Here is a 22968-nt window from a genome sequence, read left to right as displayed (position 1 = left end):
AGAGCCTCCATGGGGTTAAAGACCGATGGCGCGCGACAGGCCAATCTCGGCCTGACCAACAGCTGCCACGATTGTATCTACCTGCTGGTTCTGGATACTGACAAGCTCGGGGTCGGTTGCTCGTATCAATGTGATCGCCTTGCGAATTTCACGCTGCGCCTGACGGATCTGACGGCGCGCTTCCTGCACGGCCTCGCGGCGGATCGTCTCCCGCTCCTCAGCGGTGGTGGCAAGTGCCAGACGACGGTTCGCATCCTCGCCCGCTGCACGAATACCGGCACTTGCGCCACGGATGATATCGCCCACCGATTCCAGACCCGGCGGCAAACCCTGCACGATCGCATCGAGGTCCGAGGCATATTCGTCCATCGCATCGGCAATACAGGCCAGATAGGCGCTGACATTATTGCCCTGTTCCGCACAGGAAGAGATGACCTCGTCAAAATCCTGCGACGCATTCTCGACCGTACCAAGCGCCGCTTCTGCTTCGGTTGTCGTTGTGGTCGTGGTACCACCGCCGCCACCTCCGCCGCCAGTGATGGTCGTATCCACAGTCGGGGTAATCTCAATAGTTGGGGTCGGCGGGGTCGGAATGACCGTGTTCCCGATGATTGCCGTGCCTGGTAGCGCGGAAACGGTATAGAACACCTCCGAGATACTCAGGAGTGAGCTGGTATCCACGGTATAAGTCGTGGTCCCGTTCTCGGTGCTGGCAAACGTCAAAGTCTCAAAGATCGGGGACGTGTCCAGCGAGTCACCCGACGGCCCGAACCGAAAGACAGACGGGCCACCAGAAATTGTACCCGTGCCGGTCGTCGTTTCAGCCTCACCTTCGGGGATGAGAAGCGTGTCAGGTACCACGAACAGGACCGGTGAGGTCGTGTAGTGCAGTGGGTTTGTCCCGCCTTCTGACCCGCTCGCTCCAGGCGCCCACGTGTTGGTAAAGTCCCACCCTTGAGCCGACGCAAGGTTAAAGAACCCAACCGTATCCTGAAGCTGTGCGGTGGTGAGTGCCGTGCCCCCGGCGCTGGTGGCCAGACCGGAGGTATCGGTGTTCCAGAAGGAACCTGAAACAGATCCAGAGTTTGAACCGACTAGCCCACCAAGTGTGGGTGTATTCGGGCCTGAAAAACTGGCACCGCCCGTTGAATAGCTTCGGGCAACTGTGCCGCCATTGTTGAAGCCCACGAGGCCTCCGAGCGTCGCTGAGTCTCCGGGCGCTGAACTCTGGTTGGTGCCTGAGACACTTCCGGTTGCATAGGAATCCTGAACAAGGCCGTTGTTGTCACCCACCAGACCACCAACGGAAAAATCACCAGCCGTAGAACCACTGACGGTTCCTGTAGCGTGAGACCGAGTGATGGTTCCGTTGTTTTCGCCGACCAAACCGCCCGCGACTACTAGGTTGGCCTCGGTCGTGGCGACGGTCACACTGGCTGTCGAGAAACTGTCGATGATTGTGCCATCGTTGAAACCAACAAGACCTCCAGCCTGTTCGTCACTGCTGGAAAAGCTTCCGGATACCGAAACGCCAGAAATTGTGCCGCCGTTTGTGCCCGCTAAGATACCACCGCCCCCAGAGGAAACGCTGGCCCCGTTGATGCGCAGGTTTTGAACGTTGCCGTCAAGATTGTTGAACAGTCCGCCGAACGAACTGGTCGAAATGGTGAGGCCGTTTATCGAAAAGCCGTTGCCTTCAAGTGTGCCACCCGCAAAGTCGATTGGATCGAACGAACTGAGTGGCGCGGCACTGATAGGATTAGCCAAGGCGTAGTTGTTGCCGTCCGAAATGCCTTGAAGGCCAAACACATCCGTCAGCAGAAATGGCGAACCGGCGGCGCCAGTGCCACCGAGCGCACGGGTGAATGTTGCGCCGGACGCAATATCGAGCGTTCCCGCCGAGAAACTCGGGAGCGTCGAACTTACCTGTGACCAGGCACCATTCGTAAGCGTAAAGGTGTCGACGTTGATTGTACCCCCAGCGCCGGTACCAATCGTTGTGGCGGCGTTCAGTTCTAACTCGCCGCTTGTCGCGGTGATCGCAGCGTTGATTGTGATCGAATCATTGGCAAGCAGCGTTAACCGAGAGCCGTTGCCCCACGTGATCGGATCGTCGACGGTGATTGTGCCAACCTGGGAATCGTCGCCCCCAAGGTCGATCGGGTCTCCGTTCGGTTGGAGAGTGCCGCTTCCCGCGGTCGTCAGAGTGACGTTGCCGAAACCAAGGTTCGATTCAATTGTACCCGGAGTGACTGAACCCGGACCTGTCGCTGTATCAGAAACGGTGATGTTCGTGGGGTCTAGCAGCAGCGTGCCATATGCGCCAAACGGTGCCCGTGTATCGGTCAGGCCATCGTAATTCAGGGCCAGCTTGCCCGACACTTCGACGAAACCACCATCACCGGCCAGATCGCCCCCACGGGCCGAGTTGAAGCCCGAGAAAGATGTATAGTCGTCCGACCAGACGATGATCAGGCCGCCATTACCCTGATCTCCGCCATTGGCGCTGATTACCGTTGCGCTGTCGACCAGCGTGGTGCTGGCCCGTTGCAGATCGCCGCCCCCTTGCAGGTCACCGCCAACACGGATCTCTCCACCCCGTCCTGCTCCTGCACCGTCAGCGCTCAGGGCCGCTCCGGCCAGTTCGATAGCTTCACCGGTAATCGTGATCGACCCACCGTTCTGATCGCGGGCCACAGGACGCGGAGAGGCCTCGACCAACGTAACCCGCGCCGAGGTATCAATGCGGCCCGTCACCTGTACGGCCCCGCCGCTGCCGCCCAGAACAACTGCTCCGGACACACCACCGACCGAGCGTGCCTCGATCACTCCAGACATATTCACGACCCGGCGCGCCGCATCACGGGCGCTCGCGGCCTTGAGGTGAACGACACCGCCATCCGCCTCGATGCGGCCCGAATTGGTGACCAGAGCCTCCATCGCGGCGTCATCGCTGTTCGAGGGAACTGCAACCTGTAGAAACCCATCACCGGAAACGTCGAGCGTTACTTGCTCACCTGCGCCAAGTCCCACTTTGCCCATTGGCACACGGATCACACCCGAGTTTGACACTTTGCCTCCGATCAGGGCCGCATAGCCACCGGGCACAACCTGAATCGTGCCCGCATTCTCGACCCCGGCGGAGGCCCCGTTGCCGTTATAGTGATAGCGGCCGTTCAGAAAGTCATCGTCCGAGATGCTCAGGGTTGAGGCAACGAACCCGCCGGTGTTTACATGGCCGTTCGGGCCGATGAAAATGCCGTTCGGGTTGACCAGATGCACCTGACCGTTGGCGTTCAGCTGACCATGGATCTGACTGGTCGTATTCCCGGTGACCCGGTTCAGGATTACGCTTTTCGCGCCCGGCTGATTGATATTCACGGTCGAGCCGGAGCCAATCGAAAACCCGTTCCAATTCACGATGGCCGCATTCGACCCCTGCGTGATGTTCAACTGATTGCCGTTGGGTTGGCTGATCGCGACATCACCCGCAGCCACCGTCCCTCCGGTCGGTAGGGATTGCGCCAGCGCGGTCGTGCCCCACAGCACGGCCGAGGCCGACAGAAGAATGCGGCGTGAGACTGTCATGGCTGCGCTACCATCAGAAGCGGCGGCTGGCAGTGATGCTGAACCGGTTTCCATCTTCCCCGAGGTCATCACGTTCCCCCCTCCCATATTCCACTCGTACTGACCCGGACCGATAGGTCGAGTCCTCAATCGTAAACACATCAAAGCCCAAACCGTAGGCATATGCCCGGGTTGTGCCTTGTTCCAGAACAGTGGGTTGTTCTAAACCTAACACGCCGTAAGCCCCAAAAACATAGGGCTTGAAAAGGATCGGAAAGCCGGCCACTTGCGTCTGTTGTGACCGGCCAAGCTCGGCCCGAGCGACCCAGCCGTCATCTCCGCGCAGGTCGCCCGCGTCGAAGGTCGATAGCTCGCTGGAGCTGGCAACACTGAACTGTTCCGACGTGACCAGCGGATCGCCAAAGCTGGATTGAATCCGGCCATTCACGCTCACGGACCAATTGGCATTCAACGGGCGCTGATACTGCGCCGACAGCACAAGCTTGGTGAATTGCGCGCTGGCACCTTGCCGTGACAAAGGGGTATCCCCCGCCCCGACCGAGGTACTGGCACCGAATGCATCCAGCCCGCGCGACAGAACAGCCCCGGCAGACAGAAACGCGCCATTGTCATAGGTCCAGCTTGCATCCAGTGTGGCCCGCAAGACACTGAGATCGTCGTCGTAAACCGGTAGCGACCCTGAGCTGGCAATCAAATCCTGCGAGTCGCTGATCCGGTCCAGGATCAGTTGCGACGACAGATTGTGACGCCGCGTGCGCACCCAAGGATAATAAAGCCGCAGGGAAAAGCGTTCGAATTTACTGGTGTTTGGCACCAGTTCCGCATCCGGCTGCGCCTCACTCAGGGTGTATTCGGCGTTGAATGTCATCCCATCGTAACCGATCGGAAAAACCGTCCCCGCTGCCGCAATCCGGTACTGCGCATCGCTTGAGAAGAACCGTTTGGGTGAACCGCCGACGCGGAAATAGAAGGTCTCCCCCATCTCCAGCGCGCCGTTGACCTCAAGGCCCAGGTTCAGGTTGCCCGGGCCAAGCTCATCCGAAAGTGTATTGTCAAAGCCGTAAGAGCCGGTGATTTCTTTGAACTCACCATCCAGCGTCAGAATGGTACCGCCCCGCGCATCGCCCGCCGACAGGGTCGAGGCCAGCCGCACGCCAAACGTATCCCCGGCCAGCAAAAGCGCACGTTCGATCTGTTGCAGTTTGATGCCCCGTTTGCCGATTAGAGGTTTGGTGATCATCACCACCCGCTCACGCGCCTGCTGAGGCACTTTCTCGGCATCAATGCGTTCGATGAACCCATCGATCACGACGATGCGTAACGTACCCCCATCTCGCAGGGTCTGCTGCGGCAGGACCACCCGGCTCAGGACAAAACCAGCATTGGTATAAGCGCTTTCCAATCGGTTGGTGGCGGCAAAAATCTCGGACACAGCCACGCGCTTGCCGGTCAGGCGCTCAATGAAAGCCGCATTTGCCGCTTCCATCTGGGGCAGACCATCTTCGATCCGCACCTGGCCAACGGTCACAAACAGCCTGTCTGCGCCTTCGGGCACCGGCGCGCCCGGATCGCGCGCTACGGTCACAGGCCCGGTGCTGCGTTGGTTCTGAGGCTGAAAGGTGGATGGGGCGAGGTTCGACGCGCTCTGCGCCTGCGCCACTTTGGAGAAAACAGTCGACGCGATCACGACGCAGGAAGCCAAAACCAAAAAACGACAGATCCGCGTCATGTCAGACAAACACCCTTTACCCACACCGGCCCGAACCAATGAGCCAGAAACGTATCAAGAAAATCCCATCCAAGGGACCATGGCAAGGTCGTTCTGATCATTCCGCAGCCCCCTTTGGAATAGATAACGCTTTATTTACCTTGTTGCCCATCACGTCTGTGACAGACTTCACAAACCGCATAAGAAGCGCGGTCAGAGCAGCCCGGCCTCAAGCCACTCTTCGATCTTGTTGCGGCTGACCTCGAAATGCATCGAGTCCTCACGGCCCCAGGCAGCACCCCAGACCCAGCCTTCCTCGCGGAAGAAATCGGCCAGAATGGTCAGGCCCAACTGGGTTTTTCCGTCGCCCAGCGTATCCAGAACTCCGTCGATATTCAGATCGACCGCAAGACCGTAAGCATGGGCCGAAGCCGAAGACGTCGCCCCGCGAATACGACGCACACACAATGACCCGGCCGTATTGATACGCGCGTAAAGGTCGGGGTCAGTACGCTGAATGTTCTCGAAAACCGTGCGAAGCGATTCAACCGCAGGTTTTAACATCCGCACCCGAACCGGCCCGACTTCTTCCAGCACCAATAGCTCTTCAAGGCGAGGATTGGTCATCGACTGGCATTCATCCGTCAAGTCCTCACGCGGCAGGCCGAATGTTTCGCGCAAAAACGACGACCCGGCCAAGTCCAACTCCCGGTTCACCTTGTTGCGGTTGGCGATCAGGACGACCTGCGCATAAGCGTCAATGATCTCATTGGGCGACGAGCGGTCAAACCCATAGTCATCCGCCGCCGAATTGTCTTGCGGGACGACCCCGGCACCATTCTGGGTGCGTGACACCTCAAGCGAAAGCCGTTCGACCTGTTCGCGCATATCATCCAGCTGCTGGCTGAGCATCTCAATCTCGATCCGGGCGCCTGAGTCGATGGCGGGACCTTCGAAATTCTCGTCAAGTGGGACGACCAAAGGAAAGACGTACCAGATGATCGGAGCCAGTATGATGGCCACTCCCAGAATGATCGCCGGAACGATGCGCATTTGCCTGATGTTTCCTGTATTCTGCCACCTTATAAGATGAACTTAAAAGGCTGGGCGCATGATGTCACGCCATTGCCCTAAAAATGTCGAGCGCTTGTGTGACATTCTTCATTGTCGGTCGTCTGGTGGGGGGCTAATCTCCCCCTCAAACACGGAAAGGTTAGGGTTATGTCCGCATTTGCATCATGGAAGTTCATCGGGGCCTCGGCATTTGCCGTCCTGTGTACCGCTCAGTTTGCTCTGGCGCAGTCAGGCGAGTTGACGGCAGACGAAATCACCGACGCGTTCAACAAGCAAAAGACGCGCGGTCTTGTCATCGTGCCGTCGAATTCCGGCGAAACGGCTGAGGCCGAAGCTGAAACCACTGTCGCTGCCGCACCGACCGAATACCAGCCGGTCGCAAGCGAGGATCAGGTCAATATCCAAATCCGTTTCGATTTCGCGTCGGCCGCGCTGCGCGAGGATGAAAAGCCAAAGCTTTCGTCGCTGTGTCAGGCCATGAAGAACGTGGATGTGAACGTCTTCCAGATCATCGGTCATACCGACAGTGCAGGCTCGGCTGAATACAACCAGAACCTGTCGCTGCTGCGCGCCAAAGAGGTCAAGCGCTTCCTCGTCGGCGATTGCGGTATCTCGGAACAGCGGCTCGAAGTACTGGGCGTTGGCGAGGCTGAACCTCTGAACAAGGACAATCCGCGCGCCGACGAAAACCGTCGCGTTGAATTCCAGGCCCTCGGCTGATTACACCACCACTCTAACTAAACCGAGGACAGCATGACGGACTCCCGCGCAGGCGACCTGTTTCAGCCGGGCGATCTGGTGAACAATACTTATCGGATCGAAGCGATACTTGGGCGGGGCGGTACTTCTGACGTCTATCGAGCCCGCTCCGAGATTTCGGGGCGGCTTGCCGCTTTGAAAGTTCTGAAAGCGGAGTTTTCCAGCAATGATGACTATCTGGTCCTGCTGACCCGCGAGGAAGAAATCCGCGACATCCGCCACGACGCGGTTGTTCGCTATTCTGAAAACAACCGAACCGCCGACGGGCATGTCTATCTGGTGATGGACTATGTGGACGGGCCAGGCCTCGACCAGAAGCTCAAAACCGGGCCTATGCCGGCAAGCGATGTGCTGACAGTTTGTAAAAGGGTGTGCGAGGGGCTAGAGGCCGCCCATGCCCGCAATATCGTCCACCGCGATCTGAGCCCCGACAATATCATTCTGCGCGATGGCGACCCGGCCCAGGCCGTGATTATTGACTTCGGCATCGCCAAGGATACGAACCCCGGGGCCGAGACCATAGTGGGCGGAGAGTTTGCCGGGAAATACGCCTATGCCGCGCCCGAGCAGCTTTCCGGCAAAACCGATCAGCGCACCGACATCTATTCATTGGGTGCCTTGCTGCTGGCCAATTTTCGGGGGCAAAAGGCCGATGCCGGGCGCAACCTGTTGGAAGTGGTCGAAAACAAGAAAGAGCCGCTGAACACTCAGGACGTGCCGGAACCGCTGAAGTCGATCCTCGACAAGATGACGGCTCCGAACCCGGACGATCGGTACCAGAGCGCCGGAGATGTTCTTCGCGCCTTGGCTGCAGCCCGGAACGGATCGGCTGCGCCCCAAGACAATCTGGACGATGCGACCGTGATCGCCCCGCGCGCGGCCCCAGCTGCTGCGCCATCTGTCGCCCCGGTTACGACGCCGGACCCGAAACCCAAGGCCACCCCTGCCAAGGCTGAGCCTGCCAAATCCTCGCGCGGAGGCTTAGTTGCCGCAGTTGGCGTGCTTGCGGTCGTTGGCATTGGTGCCGGCGGCTATTTCGGCGGGCTGTTTGACAGCTTCCTTGCGCCGCAATACCCGACCGTATCGCCCTATACTCTGGTGGCTGATAAACGCCCCGGTCAGGCTCCGCGTGCCGTTGGCTTTGTTCCGTCCGAGACCGTGCGGGACGCCATGACCGGCGAGATCACATCCGAAGGGGGCGACGTTGATCTCACATTGGCCTCGGGCGACATTTCCGACACCTGGGGAACAGCGGTGACTGGCGTCATCGACGCCGCCATGGATCTGGATGAGTGGCGTTTCGTGGTCGAAGGCAATGAGGCCCGACTGACCGGACAAACCACCGATCAGGCCCTGCATGCCGAGCTAGAGCAACTTTACTCCGCCGGTCTACCCGCTGGGCTGCAAGGCACCGCAGATATCGAGCTGGAGTCGCTGTTCCTGTCCGCGGATGAGGTCCGACCCATCCTGTCGGGTCTGGCCGATTGCGGCGCGTTGAAACTGATCGACGCGCCCAGCACGGGCTACGGCCCCGAAACGCCGATCAAAGTCGGCGGAACGCTGGCGTCAAGGGACAGTTTGGTCGGGTTGGACACTGCGCTGACAGCCCTCGCGGGTTCACGCCCTATCGATCTTGAGCAGGTCACGCTGCTGAACCCGACCCTGTGTCTGATCGAGAACTTCCTTCCCTCGGCACCCACCAGCGATATCTCGATTGCGTTCTTCAACGGAGAGCAAGGCAACGCGCCCAATCCGACCGGAGACTTTATTGTCGGGCAAAACCCGGTCATCGATGTCGACCTGCCCGATGATGTTAAGGATGGGTTTCTATCCGTCTCGGTCTTGGATGTGTCCGGCAATGTGTTCCATCTGTTGCCCAACGTCACCCGCCAAGACAACGATATTGCCTCTCTGCGCGACGGAGAATCCGGGCCGGTTTCTGTCCGTGTGGCCTATTCGATTGATGAAAGCCAGGACAATGGCGGCATCGCCTTTCAGGTCGATGACACCGCGCTGGGGAAAAGCAAGGTGATCGTTCTGCATACTGACAATCAACTGTTCAGCACTATACGACCGACGGCTGAGTCGGCTGCGGGTTACGCGGAGGCGCTCCGTGAGCAGGACAGAAACGTCGAGACGCAGATCCTGTCCTTGGACAGTCGTATTCTGACGACCTTGGAACAATAGAGTTGGGTTGACGTAAAACCATGCCCTGTTTCTGCCAAGCCAATGTTGCGACGTTGCCCAGTCTTCCGACGACTGCGAACCTGTCAGTGCAGGCTGTGCCACCACAGATGATGAAGCTATTGACGCTTCTAGGTTTGCAGGGAACGACCAGCGGCCAGGCCAGGGCCGATCTGAAACTGAACGCGATGCTTCCGGCGATGACGCCGGACATGTACCTCAACGCGACGATGAACGCGAAAGCCCCGAATATCGCCTTGCCTGCGATCCTGCCCGGTGATGGGGGCGGAGCGATATCGATGATGATGAGTCTGGCGGTGTCCGGGTTTCCGCTGGCTAATCCCCGCGCGCTGCTGGCTGAGATTCAGCAGGCTGTCCTGAGCCTCGCCGCAACGGTTCTGCCACAAGCGCAGGCCATGCCGAAGATGAGCAGCCCACAGTTTCAGAACATCGTACTGGCGGCCAGAATGACCTTGGCCCTGCGCGCTCAGGGAGTCTGCCCTATGGCTTTGGCCGGGTTGGACTATTCCTATGAGGCCGAAATGCAGGTGGGTGATGCAGGAGGGTCACGCGGGACCTGCTCAGCGGCTTTGAATCTCGCTGCGTCGCTACCGCGGATTACAATGCCGCCTTTCGCATTGCCCTTGCCGAAGGTCGATCTGGCAAAGCAGTTGGCGCTGCTTGCGCCCGCTGCCTCGGCCCCGGAAACGCTCGGGTTGCCTCCAATATCCGACCCTAACATGATGTCGGCCCTTATGAACCAGTTGGCGGGTCTTGCAACGGTGCCCGTGCCCAATCTTCCCGTCTCGCTGGACGAGTTGCAGGAACTGGCCGACCAGCTGCAAGACCTTGCCACAATTGAGGAAGCATTCGGTTCTGACGCCCTGACACCGGGCGGAATTGCGCGGATCGACGCCATGCTCAGCTATATAGCGCGGTTGAACGTGCCTGTTCCGCTAGAGATGCAGGCGCTGCAAATGCAATTGGATGCGCTGCCCGAAATTGAAGATATTACCCAAGGTGCCCAAGCCGCCCAAAGCGGAGCTGTAAATCTGGCCATGTCCATGAGCGTTCAGCCGCCAGCAGTGCCCGTTCTGCCGACGCTGCAGTCCTTGGCGAAACTTGGAAAATCCTTGCCGGGCGTACCGTTCGGCCCCTGCGATACCTGCAATTTCGACATCGGGTCAATTCGCGACAGTCTTTCAGGCATGCAACTACCTTCGCCGCCACCCGTGCCGACTCTACCTTCGGTATTCTAAAGCTACAGAATATCGACCACCACCACGGTGATATTGTCGGCCCCGCCGCCATCCAACGCGACCTGTATCAACTGATCCGAGACCGTCTCGATCGGCATATCCGATAGCGCTTTCTCCAGCATCGGGAAGGTCGCGTATTTGCTTAGACCGTCTGAGCAGATCAGAAAACGGTCGCCGGACTGAACCTCGCCCCGAATCTTGTCCAGTTCGAGAACATCCCCAACGCCCACGGCCCGCGTGATCGCATTGGATTGAGGGTGCTGCTCTGCCTCGTCCCAGCTCATCTGTCCGGCCAGAACCAGATCCGCCACGACCGAGTGATCGGTGCTAAGCATCTGGATCTTGCCCTCACGCAGTAGATAAATTCGGCTGTCCCCAGCCCAAAGCCCGACAAAGTGCCCATTGGCCAACATCATGCACGCAACCGTCGTACCAATCGTGCCGCCACCTCGGGCATCTGCCTCTTGCCGGATCACGGCATGGGCGCGCTGGATTGCGTCCCGCAATGCGGTCAACCGATCAGCCGGAGCCAAACCGGGCGGGATTGCGGCAACCATGTCTGCGACCAATCGGCTGGCATAGTCTCCCGCGTCATGCCCGCCCATCCCGTCAGCTACCAACCAGAGGCTTTCTTCGGGCAGCGCCAGTACCGCGTCTTCGTTGACCTTACGCCTTAGGCCCACATGGCTGCGTGCGCTGTACCGAACGCGGTGACTTGAATTCATATTGGTCGTGCCTCGGTCCACAATGCGGCGTGTAGGTTGAACAAGCCTTGCATGTTTGCCCCATCCGGTAAACCTTCACAGATCATCATTCGGGGGACGCCGCCGATTTCAGTGCTCCAAACGCTTGGGGTGAGATATCTTTGCGACATCAAGCCCGCCGCCAGATCAGGCAACAAGCTGTCGGAGACTTCCCCGCGGGTCAGAACCATCGTGTTGCCATGTGCACGCACAGGCGCTGTCGGCTGCTGCGTTGGAGCTGGCAAAGTGGCCAAACCCTCGGCCAGTTTGTCGCGGGTCATGTCATCCTCGAGCGCGGCAAGCGCCAAGTCTTCAAGCTGTCGGTAGACCTCAGCTGCCCGGAAATGCGCCAACGCAGCAGACCCTTCGTTCGAGACCTCGGCAACCAAGGTCAAAGGAAACCGCCTTCCGACCCGATCCACCGAAGGCATCAGAACCCCCAGCATCTTTTGCGGGCCAGCCAGCCCCGGAGACAGGCAAAACCGCCAGATCGGAGCAGACATGTAGTGGGAATCCCATGCCTCACCCAAAGCTTCTGACGCAGCCAACATGCTGCGCTGAATCCACTCATCCCACGGCTGTACAAACGCCTGCGACACCCCAAGTCGGAAGAAGTCTCCGACCGAGGGCATCTTGCCGAATACACCAAACCCGCCAGTCTGCATCAGAACGACTTGGGGCAGCTGAATTTCTGCAGCGCGGGCAAAGCGAAGGGGTTGATGACCGAACCTGACTGCAACTGAAAGATTGCGATGCGCCCACCGACATTGAAGATCACCTTCTTGCGGTCAGACACATTGGTGCGCCTTACCTCGGCCGCGTCCAGCAGGCGGAACCAAGCCCAGGGGCCGTCCTTGGACAGAACGCTTTCAATATTGCGCTTTTCCGGCTCAAAGCTGACGCGCGCCAGCCCAACCGAGCCCGGCCATGTCACAGCGAGGGGTGAGGGCAGCCCACCGCGGTGTTTGAACTCCAGCACTTGACCATCAATCTCAAGCTTGACGCCTTTGGCCTTTGGGTCCAGCGCCTCGGGCATGATCTGGAACTGGATTTGCGGTTGCGGACCTGCGGCAAAGAACGCCTCTTTGATCTCGGCGGCGTTCTGGAACTGTGTCAGAACCGCCTGGCTGATGCCCAGATCGGTCGCATTAACCCCGGATTTCCACGACCATGGCCGCGTGCGCATATCCACATGTTTGGCGAGGTTTTCGTTGAAGAACGAGTCGATCAGACCTTGCGGACCGAACAACTTGCCAAAGTCACCCATCGCAACATCCGCACCCGAGCGGCGGTTGAACGGATAGCGATCCCCGACAACCTGCTCGCAGAATGGCAGAACCGTCGATTGCCACCGTGCGTTGATGGACGAGCGGGTGCTATCCGAGGTGATCCCGGACGAGCCATCGATGATCTGCAGGGCCCAGCGTTCCATCGGACCGGGAATACGGGCGGCCTCTTGCTGGAACTGCTGCAGAGCCTGCCCGGTTTCGCCACCCGAGACTCCGCTGAACGACATTTTGTTCAGCTCCTGATACACGCTCGTAAGCGACCCCATCAGCATGTCCAGCTGCGAAGGTTGCCCCTCTTGCCGTTCAACCAGCTGATGCAACCAATCGAAGCGATCCTCGACATACTGCCCCGGCGCTTGCACGGGTTCGCCGGCATTGACACCACTGGTTTTGGCCAAGGCTTCCAACAAGATCTGCGTTTGGGCTGAGGTAGCCGACTGCAACTCAATCGCCGCAGCGCCGGAAACGCCTTCGCTGATCGCATCATTACCCGATAGAATTGACCGGTTTTCGGTCAATTTCGTCTCATCCGAGATCGAATTCAGGACATTCACGATAGGCGAAGTCGGGCCTGACAGCACATTCGTGACCTCAACCGCGTGGCTGAGGCTTTCCATCGGCACGATGTCGATATCGCCCAGCATCGCATCATAGCGCGCGATGTAGTCGTTGTAATAGAGGTCCAGAACATCACGGCTGAGGGCAGCAAGAGCCTGCTCGGTCTGTTCAGCCTCACCTCGGGGTCCCAGAACCCAGCTTTCCTTCTGCACGCGTTTGGCGACGCCAATCGCCTCACCAAGGAAGACGTTATTGAAGCCATCATAGGTGAAAATACCTTCAATCCCGTCGTTCAGAGGTTTCCCGGAGGACCGCACCAGAACGCGACCAACAGCGGGGCCGCCCACTTCGGTGATGCGCCACTCCGGCAGCGCTGTGGCCGCGGGGCTGGAGACGATGCCGTTATAGACACGCTGCGCCAGTGGGAGTTCCGACAGGATACCCTGAATCTGATCCACCATTGGACCATTCAGGGCGATCTCTTGCATCGGCTGGCTCAGCATGGCGTCGAGGTGATCGTTCAGATCCGCACGGAATTCCTCACGCGATGGGCCGGGGAAGGACACGCTCCAATCAATGTTCATCCATTCCTTGACCAAATCCTGGTTCATCGGCCCCTGTAGGCCCAGCATCAGATAGACCTTAAGCGCCTCATAGAGCACATCGGGGTTGTTGATATTGGCGCTCATCTGCTCTTCCAGACGCAGAAGAAGACGCGGCAACAGGCGTTGGTTCAACGCGGCGCGGTAGGTTTGCGCCGCCTGTGTGCCGATCACGTCGCCCTGATAGAGGCCGTAGGTCAAACGTGTTTCAGGCTCAGGATCCGATAGAGTCGGGTTGGCCGGCAGATCGCGCAGCGTGTTGAGCGCTTGCACGACCGGAACCAGATCGGTGTCTCCAACGGGGCTGGGCGGCAAAGTCGCAGCGGCGGCTTGATAAGCGGACACACCCTCCTGCGCCTCGGCGATCAGATCGGTATTGCCCATGAAGCTGCGCACCAGCAAGGCTCCGACCGTGACGGCGGCAATAATAGTCGCGGCAATCGAGGCCCATTTGGTGATCTTGTAGCGCTTTTCCACCTTGTCATCGGCGCTGACCAGCCCAGCCTCGCGGAAGATCACCTGATCGAACAGGCGCGTCAGGAAATAGGACCGACCCGACCCCTGCCCCGAGCCGATGGCCTGACGGCCAATCCCAAAGGTCCGCGCCATGCCCAGCATCAGACGGTCAATAGGCGTGCCTTCTTGCGTGCCAGAGGTGAAATAGACCCCACGCAACATGTGGCGGTGCTGATAACGGCTGTCCTGAAACACCTCGGTCAGGAACTCATGCGCCACTTTGCGAACCGAGGCGACCTGCATCGGGAACCCTGCAATCAGCGCGCGGCGCTGCGGGTCTGTCTCGGTCTGCATCCGCTCCAACGACTGCGAATTCAGACGACCCAGAAGCAGGGCGAATTCCTCGTCAAAAGCCGCGACCGGCGACTGTTCGCTGCGCGATTTGTCCAATGGCAGTGTAAAGCCCCAAACCTGCTCGCGATCTTCTTTGCCCAGATTGTCGTGGAATTCGGCAAAACCTGCGATCAGGTCGGCCTTGGTGAACAGGATATAAACCGGGAACCGCACGCCCAATTTTTCACGCAGCTCTTCCAGCCTGCGGCGGACGGCCTTTGCGTGTTCCTTTTGCGTGACCTCATCCTGCAAGGAAAGATCAGACAGCGAAATCGCAATCATCGCACCATTGATCGGCTGCCTTTTGCGGTATTTCTTGAGCAGGTTCAGGAACCCGATCCAAGCCGCATTGTCGACCTCGGCATCGCTTTCCTGCGTCGTGTAACGCCCGGCCGTGTCGATCAGAACGGCGTTCTCGGTGAACCACCAGTCACAGTTCCGCGTACCGCCGACACCGCCAATCGCGGTCTTGCCCAGCTCATCGGCCAAGGGGAAGTTCAGGCCCGAGTTCACAATCGCCGTCGTTTTGCCAGCCCCCGGAGGGCCGATCATGACGTACCAGGGCAGCTCATTCAGATGGCGCCGCCCGTTCTTTGACTTGCGCAAAGCCGCCATCGCGGTTTTCAGTTTGCCGCGAAGCTCGGAAATCTCGCTATCGATCATGTCGCCGCCATCGGCGACGGATTCAGTGATCTCCTCCGTCAGCTTCTTTTCGCGACGTCGGCGCAACAGGAAAATGGTCAGACCTATCAGGAAAAAGACCAGATAGATCACCCCGCACCAGATCAGGCGCGTCCCGACCCCGTCCAGCGGCCGCCACTCATCCGAGCCGATCCACGGGCCGAAGTAATACAGACATCCGGCCAGAACCGTCGCCGTGAAGAACAGCACGGTATAGATCGACATGAAAACATATCTTAGAACGCGGCGGATCATCAGTTCTCCTCCTGAACCAGCAGGACTTCAATCCGGCGGTTCGTCGCCCGACCTTCGCGGGTCGAGTTGTCGGCAATCGGTTCGCTATCGGCACGGCCTTCGGCACTTAGGCGGTCGGGATCGGAAATCTCACCCGCCATCTGGTTCATCACCGATTTGGCCCGTGCCAGAGACAAAGCGAGGTTGGACGGGAAGCGCGATGAGCGGATCGGCACATTGTCTGAGTGCCCAGTCACGATGACCCCTCCGGGTTCGCCGTCCAACGCCACAGCCACGCGGCGCACCGGCTCCTTGAATTTGTCCTGTAGGTGATCCGAACCCGACCCGAACATGCCCGATCCCTTGATCCGGATAATCAGCGTGTTGCCCTTCTCAAAGACCTCAACCAGCCCTTCGTCGATCTCGGGCTGCAGGAAAGCAACGACCTTTTCGACCTGCGGCTGAGCTTGCGGCGGTGGCGGAGGAGGCGGCGGGGCGCGGCGCTGCAGCTCTGTCACCCGGCCAGCATCAATCACCGACATTTGTCCCACAAGGTTTTCCGTCTTGTTGGACAGCAGATAAGACAACCCGCCAAATTCGATCAGTAGCAGCAGAGCGGTCACGCCAACAGCGATCCAGACCGGCTTCCAAAGGCTGAGGGCGCGGTAGGGTTTATCGACCCCTTCCCAATGCGGGGCGAGGTCCCGTTCCACGTCACCACGCTGTGCGCGAATGATCCGCGCCAGACCCTGACGGATCTGCATATGCTTGTCCGCGCCGCCCTGTTCGACGCGCAAACGCCCCTCGAACCCAAGCGAAAGGCACATGTAGACGAATTCCAGCAGCTCAATATTGTTGGCGGGGTCCTGTTCGAGACGTGCCAGCAGGTCATAGAAGCGATCACCGCCGACGGTCTCTCGGTGGAAGGTGCCGACGAGCGACTGGGTCGCCCAACTGGATTGGCCACCCCACGGTGTATTCAAAACAACGTCGTCCAAAGTCGCACACAAAGCATAGCGTGCGATCTTGACGGTCTGCGCCGCAATGCCTGCCTGCAAAGCGGCATTTTCAAACGCGCGCACCTCGGCCACAACGCTTTGGCGCAGCTTGTCCGGATCCATATGCTGCGCACGGTTGCGAATACGGCTGATCAACGAAAACAGCGATGCAGCGCAGGCGTTCAGCCGGTTCATACCGGTAGTGGCGACCTCTTCCCCGCCCGAGGCAGGCCGGGATTGAGGCGTCTGGGGTTGAGGCACCCCGTATCCCGCGCCGCCCTGCGCCGGTTGTGCCATGGGCTCGGGCTGTGGCACCTGCATCGGATCGGGATATCCGGCCGGTTGCTGCGGAGCCGGCTGTTGCGGCATGCCACCCGCCTGACGTCGCCCACCGGGATTGGGGCGAATGACCGTCTTGTCGGTGTCGTCCGGTTCGGCAAATGGATCTTTGTCGGACATTCTTTGACCTGTTCCCCTAAGGCTTCCGCGTCACGAGTGTGACCCACATATCAAGCCCTATCAAATTGTTTTGGCGCCGCCAGTGATCACGTTCACTCTTATTGATTGCGGATCGCCCACAGCTCCATCTCAAGCCCCGGATATTGCCCCGACACATGAACCGCGATCCCACCCGAGGTGGTCATCTTGCCCCAGTATGGGCTGGCGGCGTCCAGTTCGAAATAGACGACACCGGAGTGATAAGGGATCTGCCGCGGAGCGACGGGCAACGGGCGCAGCGTGATACCGGGAAGCGCTGAGTTCACCAACTGACGGATTTCCTCAACCGGGCCGGTTTTGGCCTGCCCGGCGAAGTGGCGACGCACGTCCTCGGCTGGGATATCTGCGTTCACGGCCAGCACGAAACCGGCATTGCCGATCAGCTTGCGGTCGGCGATCACGCCCACGCTGATACCATATTTCCGCGCCTCCAGCGGGATCGAGACCGCTGTCTGCTCCAACACGGAACTCAGATACTGTCGCAAGGTCCGAATGACCGGCGCGAACGAGGCGGTCAGGTCGTCATGCTGATAGGCCGGGAACTGCACGGCCTCTTTCTCGGTGCTCATGAAGGTCGCCAGCTCACCGGCGAGCGCGGCACAGACACGGTAGACATGTTCGGGATGCACGTTCTCGATATTAGCGAAATGGCGCACCAAAGGCAGGTTGCGGTTGATGGTCATCAACAGCAGGAAGTCCGAAATCTCGGCAGCCCCTTTGGCTGGCCCGCCATCCGAAAGACGCCCTGCTAAGGCCTGCATGCGGTGCGACAGCATCCCCTCAAGCTCATTCATGAAACCGGCCAGCGCAGCGGCGGCGCGCACGTCCAGCACAGATGGGATGAAACCGCGATCCAAAATGATCTCTTTGTCCGGACGCACTTCGATGATCTTGGCAATCGGGATCGCTAATTTATCCGCCAAATCATCCACTTCCAGCGCGAACTGCAAGCGTAGTTTGCCCACACCCAACGTGACAGGCTTTTTCTGCTGGCTCATCACATCGGTGATTTCCTGCTCGGCCGGGCGCAGACGGCTGACCGATTGTTCGGCCCCGCTCAGATCCACCTCTGAGGCACCCTGCCGCCGTTGGGGAACCGTCAGGTAGACGACACAATCCTTGATCGTCTCGGGCACTTCCAGAGCGGGCGGGTGATCTTCGGCCTGAGGCACGCGAAATACCTGTCCGTCCGGCGTCAGCCCCGAGCAGGATTTCAAGGCAAACTGACCGACCTTGAGCACTTCATCATCGATCTCTAACGCACTGACACCCCACGCATAAGGCGTGACCCGGCGTGCGAGACCAGCCACCAGCGCCTCGGTATACCGATCCGCCTGCTGGAAGTGATGGGGCTGCAGAAACAACCCTTCGGTCCAAAGCACCTTGCTGTCCCAGGACAATGGCTGCCCTCCCTTGTTCTTACCGCCCGCGAAGGGGCGTTACTTCAGCTTTTCCAGCTGTTCTTTATACGCGCGTGCGAATTCCCGGCTGAAGAGATCGTGAAAGTCATTCTCTGCCTGATCCGAGATATCGGCATACATCTTCTCGTACACTTCCCAGTATTGGGCCTTTTTACCTTTAAAAAGTGACCCAAGTTTGCCGGAACCTTCAATTTTTCCCGCCAGCACCTCGGGGTCCAACCGGGCCAGAACGCCTTTGAGCGCGGCCTCCATGCCGGTGACCATCGCAACCTCATGGGCCTTGATGTCGTTCAACGCCTGTTCAGTCGCCTCTTCCGAGGCAAGGTAGCCTTTGACACGCGGTTTGACCAAGGCCTCAATCGCCTGTTCCGGGCTGATCGAGAACTTCAACGGGTTGTTGCCGCCCGCATTGATCATGGTCTGTTCGATACGGAACTCGGACTTGATCGAGGTGCGGGTCATCAGGATTTCCCGCAAGCCGGTGATCATCACCCGTAACACACGGCCCATGCGGCCCATCGTGGCAGGCAGATCGGCGTCGTCGATGCGCAGATCGTCAACCTCCAACGCCTCTAGCAAGGCACGGGCAGCGGATTGATCGCCACCGCCGGTCGGAACAGGTTTCTCTGCCTCAACCGGTTCAGGGGGCGGAGCCACCTCGGCCTGGCCGCCCGGCTTTGGCTTGATCGGAGGCGGCGCGGTGGGTTCCGGACGCGCCGGTTCAGGCGCGGCAAACGGGTCCGAGCTCGAGCCGCCCGCAGGCGACAGCAGATCATCGTCCCAGTCATCGGGGATTAGGTTGGCGCCCCCTGCAGACGGCGCCGTAAACGCATCGCTGGCCGACGGGTTATGCATCGCATCGCTTGCGCCCATATCCGCATGCACATCCTTGGGCTTTGCAAAGAACGGATCGTCATCCTCCAAGGGCGGTAGCAGTTCATCCATTGGGTCGGGCGTGGAAATCTGCCCGGGCCCTTTGGCGTCACCGCCCAAAAGGTCATCCAGAAAATCTCCGCCCGGAGCGGCATCGTCCAACAATGCCATCGGATCCGGCGCGTTCTGAGACATACCCGGAGACACCCCAGCCTGTTGCGCAGGCTGGGGGATCGATTCTTCGAAACTGGGCAAGTCCGCCCCGATTTCAACAACCATTTCATACCCGCCCGCAGCAAGCACGTCGCCATTGTTGAGCGGCGTCGGTGTCCGGCCCAAAGGGATTTTCGAGTAATTCAGAAAAGTTCCGTTCGTCGACAGATCAACAATCACAACGTTTCCATTGTGATCTTCGATCACAAAGTGGCTTTTGCTCAACGTCTTTTCAGGGTCAGGCAGAACCAAATCATTGGCCGGCCCACGCCCCACGGTCAAAGAGCCCCCCTGCATCGAGACCGGGCGCCCGTCGCCCGGCACCACGCCGGTGGATTGGAATTTCAAAGTGACCGTCATTCGTTTGTCTTCATCCTCCGACCAGTACGGTGGGGCAGCACGGTGGTATAATTAGGCCACCACAGGCGCAATTATCTGTAACCCGCGCTGCCGGAAGCTTGCTGATCAACACTGTCGCTGACCCTTTCACAATCGGATGCGGGAAAGCGGGCGTGGCCAGATCCGTTAAACGTGCCGCAGGCAGTTTTGACACCAGAACCGTGGGGCAGCAGGGCGGCATGATCGGCATAGGAACTGGCGCTGGCGGCGGTGGCGCTGGCGGCGGGGCCGGCAACGTGCACAAATGCATATCTGTGACGCGGGCTTGTGGAAATCCCATGTCCTACTCCTCTGTCTCCAAACCGTCTTCCTTGCGGTCCAGCTTACCATTCCCACCCCGAGCAATATCGACCCCGCGGTCAATCAGCAACTGCACGTAGGCGTCAAAATCCTCTTCGTGGTTGTCCATTGCAACAATATTCATAGCGAAGGCCAAAATCTCGGCCGCGCCGGGCGGCGCGGGCATGGTCGCCAGATCACCGGTTCCCAGGGTCCCCTCCGCATAGAGAACCCCCATGGCGCAGTTTATCGTCTCATCATCCGGTTCGGCCACCTCGATTGTAGCTTCGGCCTTTTCCCGATTCTCGGGCGTAGGGCGAAACACCCATTCCTCGGACGCCGCCAGTGCGGGTGTATTGTTGTCCGGGGCCTCACCGATATAGTCGCGCGCGGCCAGACAGGACCACCACACACGCTCTCGGGCAGGTAAGGCCACCCCCAGAAGGCGCAGGATATCGATCACCGCGCCTTTCTCTTCCAATTCAGTCAACACCACATCCAAAGGCGCACTGGCCGGGGCCTCAAGCTTGACGCTCAGACGGGCATTGGCATCGGCCAGCATGCGCGCAGCGGGCATCTGGGGCGTTTTGGTCATTCCGGAAAAACGGTCTGTCATCGCGTTGCCCCCTTAGTTGATCATTGTCAGGCCGCCCTTGAGGGTCAGCATGGCATCGCCATTGACCGTCGTCATCGGGCTTTTTGCATCCAGCTTGGCATTGGCCTGGACTTTGATCATCGTGCTCTTGATCGTAACGCTTGTCGGGTCCAGTTTGATCGAAGAGCCACCAACCTTCAATTCGATCGACTTCATTGCGGTCATTGTGATCTTGCCCATTTTGGCATCCACCTGAATGTCACCCATCTTGACCGTCGTGGATTTGTCGCCTTCCTTGATCGTCTCGGCGTGATTGCCCGTCACTGTACGGGTGGATTTGCCCTCGATGGTCTCGGTCTGGTCAGTCTTGATGCTGACCGTCTGGTTACCTTTCTCGATGGTGAAGGTATGATCGCCTTCCTTGATCGTCTCATCCACGTTCTTCTTGACCACTTGGCTGAGGCAGCCGTCGCCGCCATTGCCACCCTTGTCCAGCTTGTCATAGCCAATGGTAATCGTGGACATATTCTTGACCAGCTTCTCGTGATCCTTCTGCGCCTGAAAGCGCACGAGTTCAGCGTCTTTCTTGTCCTCGAACATCAGCTCGTTGAACGTCTCGGCGCTGCCCTGTTTCGAGGACCGCGTCTTGATCCCGGTTTGCGTCTGGTTTGCAGGCAAGGCATAGGGCGGCATCGTGTCGGCATTGTAGAGCATGCCCGTGCAGATCGGCCGATCGGGATCACCCTCTTCGAACTGGATCACAACTTCCTGCCCGATCCGAGGGATGCTGACCATACCCCAGTTCTTACCCGACCAAGGGGTGACAACCCGCACCCAGCAGGTGGTCTTTTCGTCCTTCTTGCCTTCGCGGTCCCAATGGAACTGAACCTTGATGCGACCGTATTTGTCGGTCCAGATTTCCTCACCAGCCTTGCCGGTCACAATGGCTGTGTGCAGACCCGAGATTTCGGGCCACGGGATGGTGCGCAGCGATTTGAATTCGGTTTTGCCGGGCTGGGCGTCAAACTCGACCATGAACATCTCATTGCTGTCCTCCGGAAACTCCAGCGCTCCGGTGTCCAGATCCTTGTCATTCTTGGCAAATCCATAACCTTCGGTGGTCTGAAGATAATACCGCGCCTTGGTGATCAGGTATTCCGCGTTCTCCGCCTTGTCTGGATGATCCTTCAGCGTGAACTTGCGCCCGGTTTCCAGCGCCCGGACCGAGGCCCGCCCGCGCCGCCGGTCGAACAGAGCATCCTCGGCCGTCATCCGCACCTTGGCCAGCGTATTGCCCGGCCCGGTTTCCTTGTAGTGACCTGGAATATCATAAAGTTCTAGCTTGTCCTTGAACCCGTGCTTTGCGCCGGTCGGCGTTTTGGCCCGCGCATCTAGTGACGCTTTGGGCTTCTCGAAATCAAAATCGCCCAGCGAGACCACCCCAGGCCGGATCGTCTCGGACGCGGCCCATTCGGTGACCGAGTCATCAAGACGTTGGGTGTAGTCATCCCCGCCTCGGAATTCGACCTTTGCGTCACCGGCAATCGGCGTATGCGCGTTTGGTCCGTCGCACATGACCAGCGTCTCATTCTTGTCTTTGGCATTTGTGTAGTCGAAATAGTAGTAGATGCCCTCCTCCTGCATCAGCCGCGAGATAAAATCGAAATCTGTTTCGCGATATTGCACGCAATATTCGCGCTGCTGGTAAGTGGCGCGCAGGCTTTTCCTGAAATCCGTGAGCCCGTATTCACCGAAAATCTTTTCGATAATCTGCACGGCGGTCATTTCCTGAAAGATGCGACTGTCAGTGGTCTGCGTCAGCAGCCAGAACCATGGGCGCAATTCGGCCAGAAACTGCACATAGCCATCGCGCAGGGCCAGCCGCTCCACCCTCACGATGGTGCCAGTGAATTTACGCTCGGCTCCGTCAGCGGCCAGATGGATGGTCATCACCTTGCCCAGCAGCTTGTCCAACGCAATCGTCGTTTTTTCCGACAGGAATTCGACCTGAATTTCGGTCAGTTTTCCCAGCTCTTCCGAGACGACGGCCCGCCTGATGACAAGATCATCCTCACCATAGCTATACGACCCCGTTATCCGAAGCGGCCACTCTTTACTTTGCAGACTCTCAGCCATTTACCGTTCCTTCCAATTCTCGTTCACC

General features: G+C 59.0%; 15 protein-coding genes. 3 read left to right on the top strand and 12 right to left on the bottom strand.

The genetic code is table 11. The annotated features are described in order from the left end of the window. Positions 1 to 15: 15 nt before the first annotated feature. The 3 genes from ACR0AI_RS06830 to ACR0AI_RS06820 form a co-directional block, all read right to left on the bottom strand. Positions 16 to 3657, bottom strand: a complete 3642-nt coding sequence (locus ACR0AI_RS06830) for a two-partner secretion domain-containing protein (RefSeq protein WP_480672648.1) — start codon at positions 3655 to 3657, stop codon at positions 16 to 18. Then, positions 3602 to 5317 (bottom strand): ShlB/FhaC/HecB family hemolysin secretion/activation protein, encoded by a 1716-nt coding sequence (locus ACR0AI_RS06825; RefSeq protein WP_480672646.1) that lies wholly within the window; start codon positions 5315 to 5317, stop codon positions 3602 to 3604. Before ACR0AI_RS06825 ends, ACR0AI_RS06830 begins: the two co-directional genes overlap by 56 nt. A 192-nt stretch (positions 5318 to 5509) precedes the next feature. Further along, complete coding sequence (locus ACR0AI_RS06820; RefSeq protein WP_480672644.1) at positions 5510 to 6349, bottom strand: M15 family metallopeptidase; 840 nt, start codon at positions 6347 to 6349, stop codon at positions 5510 to 5512. A 168-nt stretch (positions 6350 to 6517) separates the two neighbouring features. Between ACR0AI_RS06820 and ACR0AI_RS06815 the strand changes: the two genes are divergently transcribed. The 3 genes from ACR0AI_RS06815 to ACR0AI_RS06805 all read left to right on the top strand — a co-directional run bounded on the left by ACR0AI_RS06815 (position 6518) and on the right by ACR0AI_RS06805 (position 10572). Next, positions 6518 to 7090 (top strand): OmpA family protein, encoded by a 573-nt coding sequence (locus ACR0AI_RS06815; RefSeq protein WP_170549474.1) that lies wholly within the window; start codon positions 6518 to 6520, stop codon positions 7088 to 7090. Positions 7091 to 7123: 33 nt separating this feature from the next. Further along, positions 7124 to 9316, top strand: coding sequence for a serine/threonine protein kinase (locus ACR0AI_RS06810; protein ID WP_480672641.1), 2193 nt, complete (start codon positions 7124 to 7126; stop codon positions 9314 to 9316). Positions 9317 to 9423: 107 nt separating this feature from the next. Continuing rightward, positions 9424 to 10572 carry a hypothetical protein gene (locus tag ACR0AI_RS06805; RefSeq protein WP_480672639.1) on the top strand — a complete coding sequence of 383 codons (1149 nt, stop codon included), beginning with the start codon at positions 9424 to 9426 and terminating at the stop codon, positions 10570 to 10572. A 2-nt stretch (positions 10573 to 10574) separates the two neighbouring features. On the opposite strand, the gene ACR0AI_RS06800 is transcribed toward ACR0AI_RS06805, so the two are convergent. The 9 genes from ACR0AI_RS06800 to ACR0AI_RS06760 all read right to left on the bottom strand — a co-directional run bounded on the left by ACR0AI_RS06800 (position 10575) and on the right by ACR0AI_RS06760 (position 22940). Then, entirely contained in the window at positions 10575 to 11297 is a 723-nt protein-coding gene (locus tag ACR0AI_RS06800) for a PP2C family protein-serine/threonine phosphatase (RefSeq protein ID WP_480672637.1), read from the bottom strand. Further along, positions 11294 to 11980: a type VI secretion system-associated protein TagF gene (gene tagF, locus ACR0AI_RS06795; protein ID WP_480672635.1), complete on the bottom strand. Its 687-nt coding sequence runs from the start codon at positions 11978 to 11980 to the stop codon at positions 11294 to 11296. The genes ACR0AI_RS06800 and tagF overlap by 4 nt, the downstream gene beginning before the upstream one ends. Further along, positions 11980 to 15549, bottom strand: coding sequence for a type VI secretion system membrane subunit TssM (tssM, locus tag ACR0AI_RS06790; RefSeq protein WP_480672633.1), 3570 nt, complete (start codon positions 15547 to 15549; stop codon positions 11980 to 11982). The genes tagF and tssM overlap by 1 nt, the downstream gene beginning before the upstream one ends. Next, complete coding sequence (gene icmH / locus ACR0AI_RS06785) at positions 15549 to 16985, bottom strand: type IVB secretion system protein IcmH/DotU (protein ID WP_480672631.1); 1437 nt, start codon at positions 16983 to 16985, stop codon at positions 15549 to 15551. Before icmH ends, tssM begins: the two co-directional genes overlap by 1 nt. Before the next feature lie 98 nt (positions 16986 to 17083). Continuing rightward, positions 17084 to 18424 (bottom strand): type VI secretion system baseplate subunit TssK, encoded by a 1341-nt coding sequence (gene tssK, locus ACR0AI_RS06780; protein ID WP_170378397.1) that lies wholly within the window; start codon positions 18422 to 18424, stop codon positions 17084 to 17086. A gap of 39 nt (positions 18425 to 18463) precedes the next feature. Then, positions 18464 to 19891 (bottom strand): type VI secretion system-associated FHA domain protein TagH, encoded by a 1428-nt coding sequence (gene tagH / locus ACR0AI_RS06775; protein ID WP_480672629.1) that lies wholly within the window; start codon positions 19889 to 19891, stop codon positions 18464 to 18466. Between the two features lie 10 nt (positions 19892 to 19901). Next, positions 19902 to 20111 (bottom strand): PAAR domain-containing protein, encoded by a 210-nt coding sequence (locus ACR0AI_RS06770; RefSeq protein ID WP_480672880.1) that lies wholly within the window; start codon positions 20109 to 20111, stop codon positions 19902 to 19904. A gap of 102 nt (positions 20112 to 20213) precedes the next feature. Beyond that, positions 20214 to 20825 carry a DUF6931 family protein gene (locus tag ACR0AI_RS06765; RefSeq protein ID WP_480672627.1) on the bottom strand — a complete coding sequence of 204 codons (612 nt, stop codon included), beginning with the start codon at positions 20823 to 20825 and terminating at the stop codon, positions 20214 to 20216. 12 nt (positions 20826 to 20837) lie between these two features. After that, positions 20838 to 22940 (bottom strand): type VI secretion system Vgr family protein, encoded by a 2103-nt coding sequence (locus ACR0AI_RS06760; protein ID WP_480672625.1) that lies wholly within the window; start codon positions 22938 to 22940, stop codon positions 20838 to 20840. Positions 22941 to 22968 lie beyond the last annotated feature (28 nt).

It is taken from the genome of Ruegeria sp. BG3, assembly GCF_056538485.1.
Note: the sequence above shows the minus strand (reverse complement) of the source record. Positions and strands in the feature narration are given on the sequence as shown.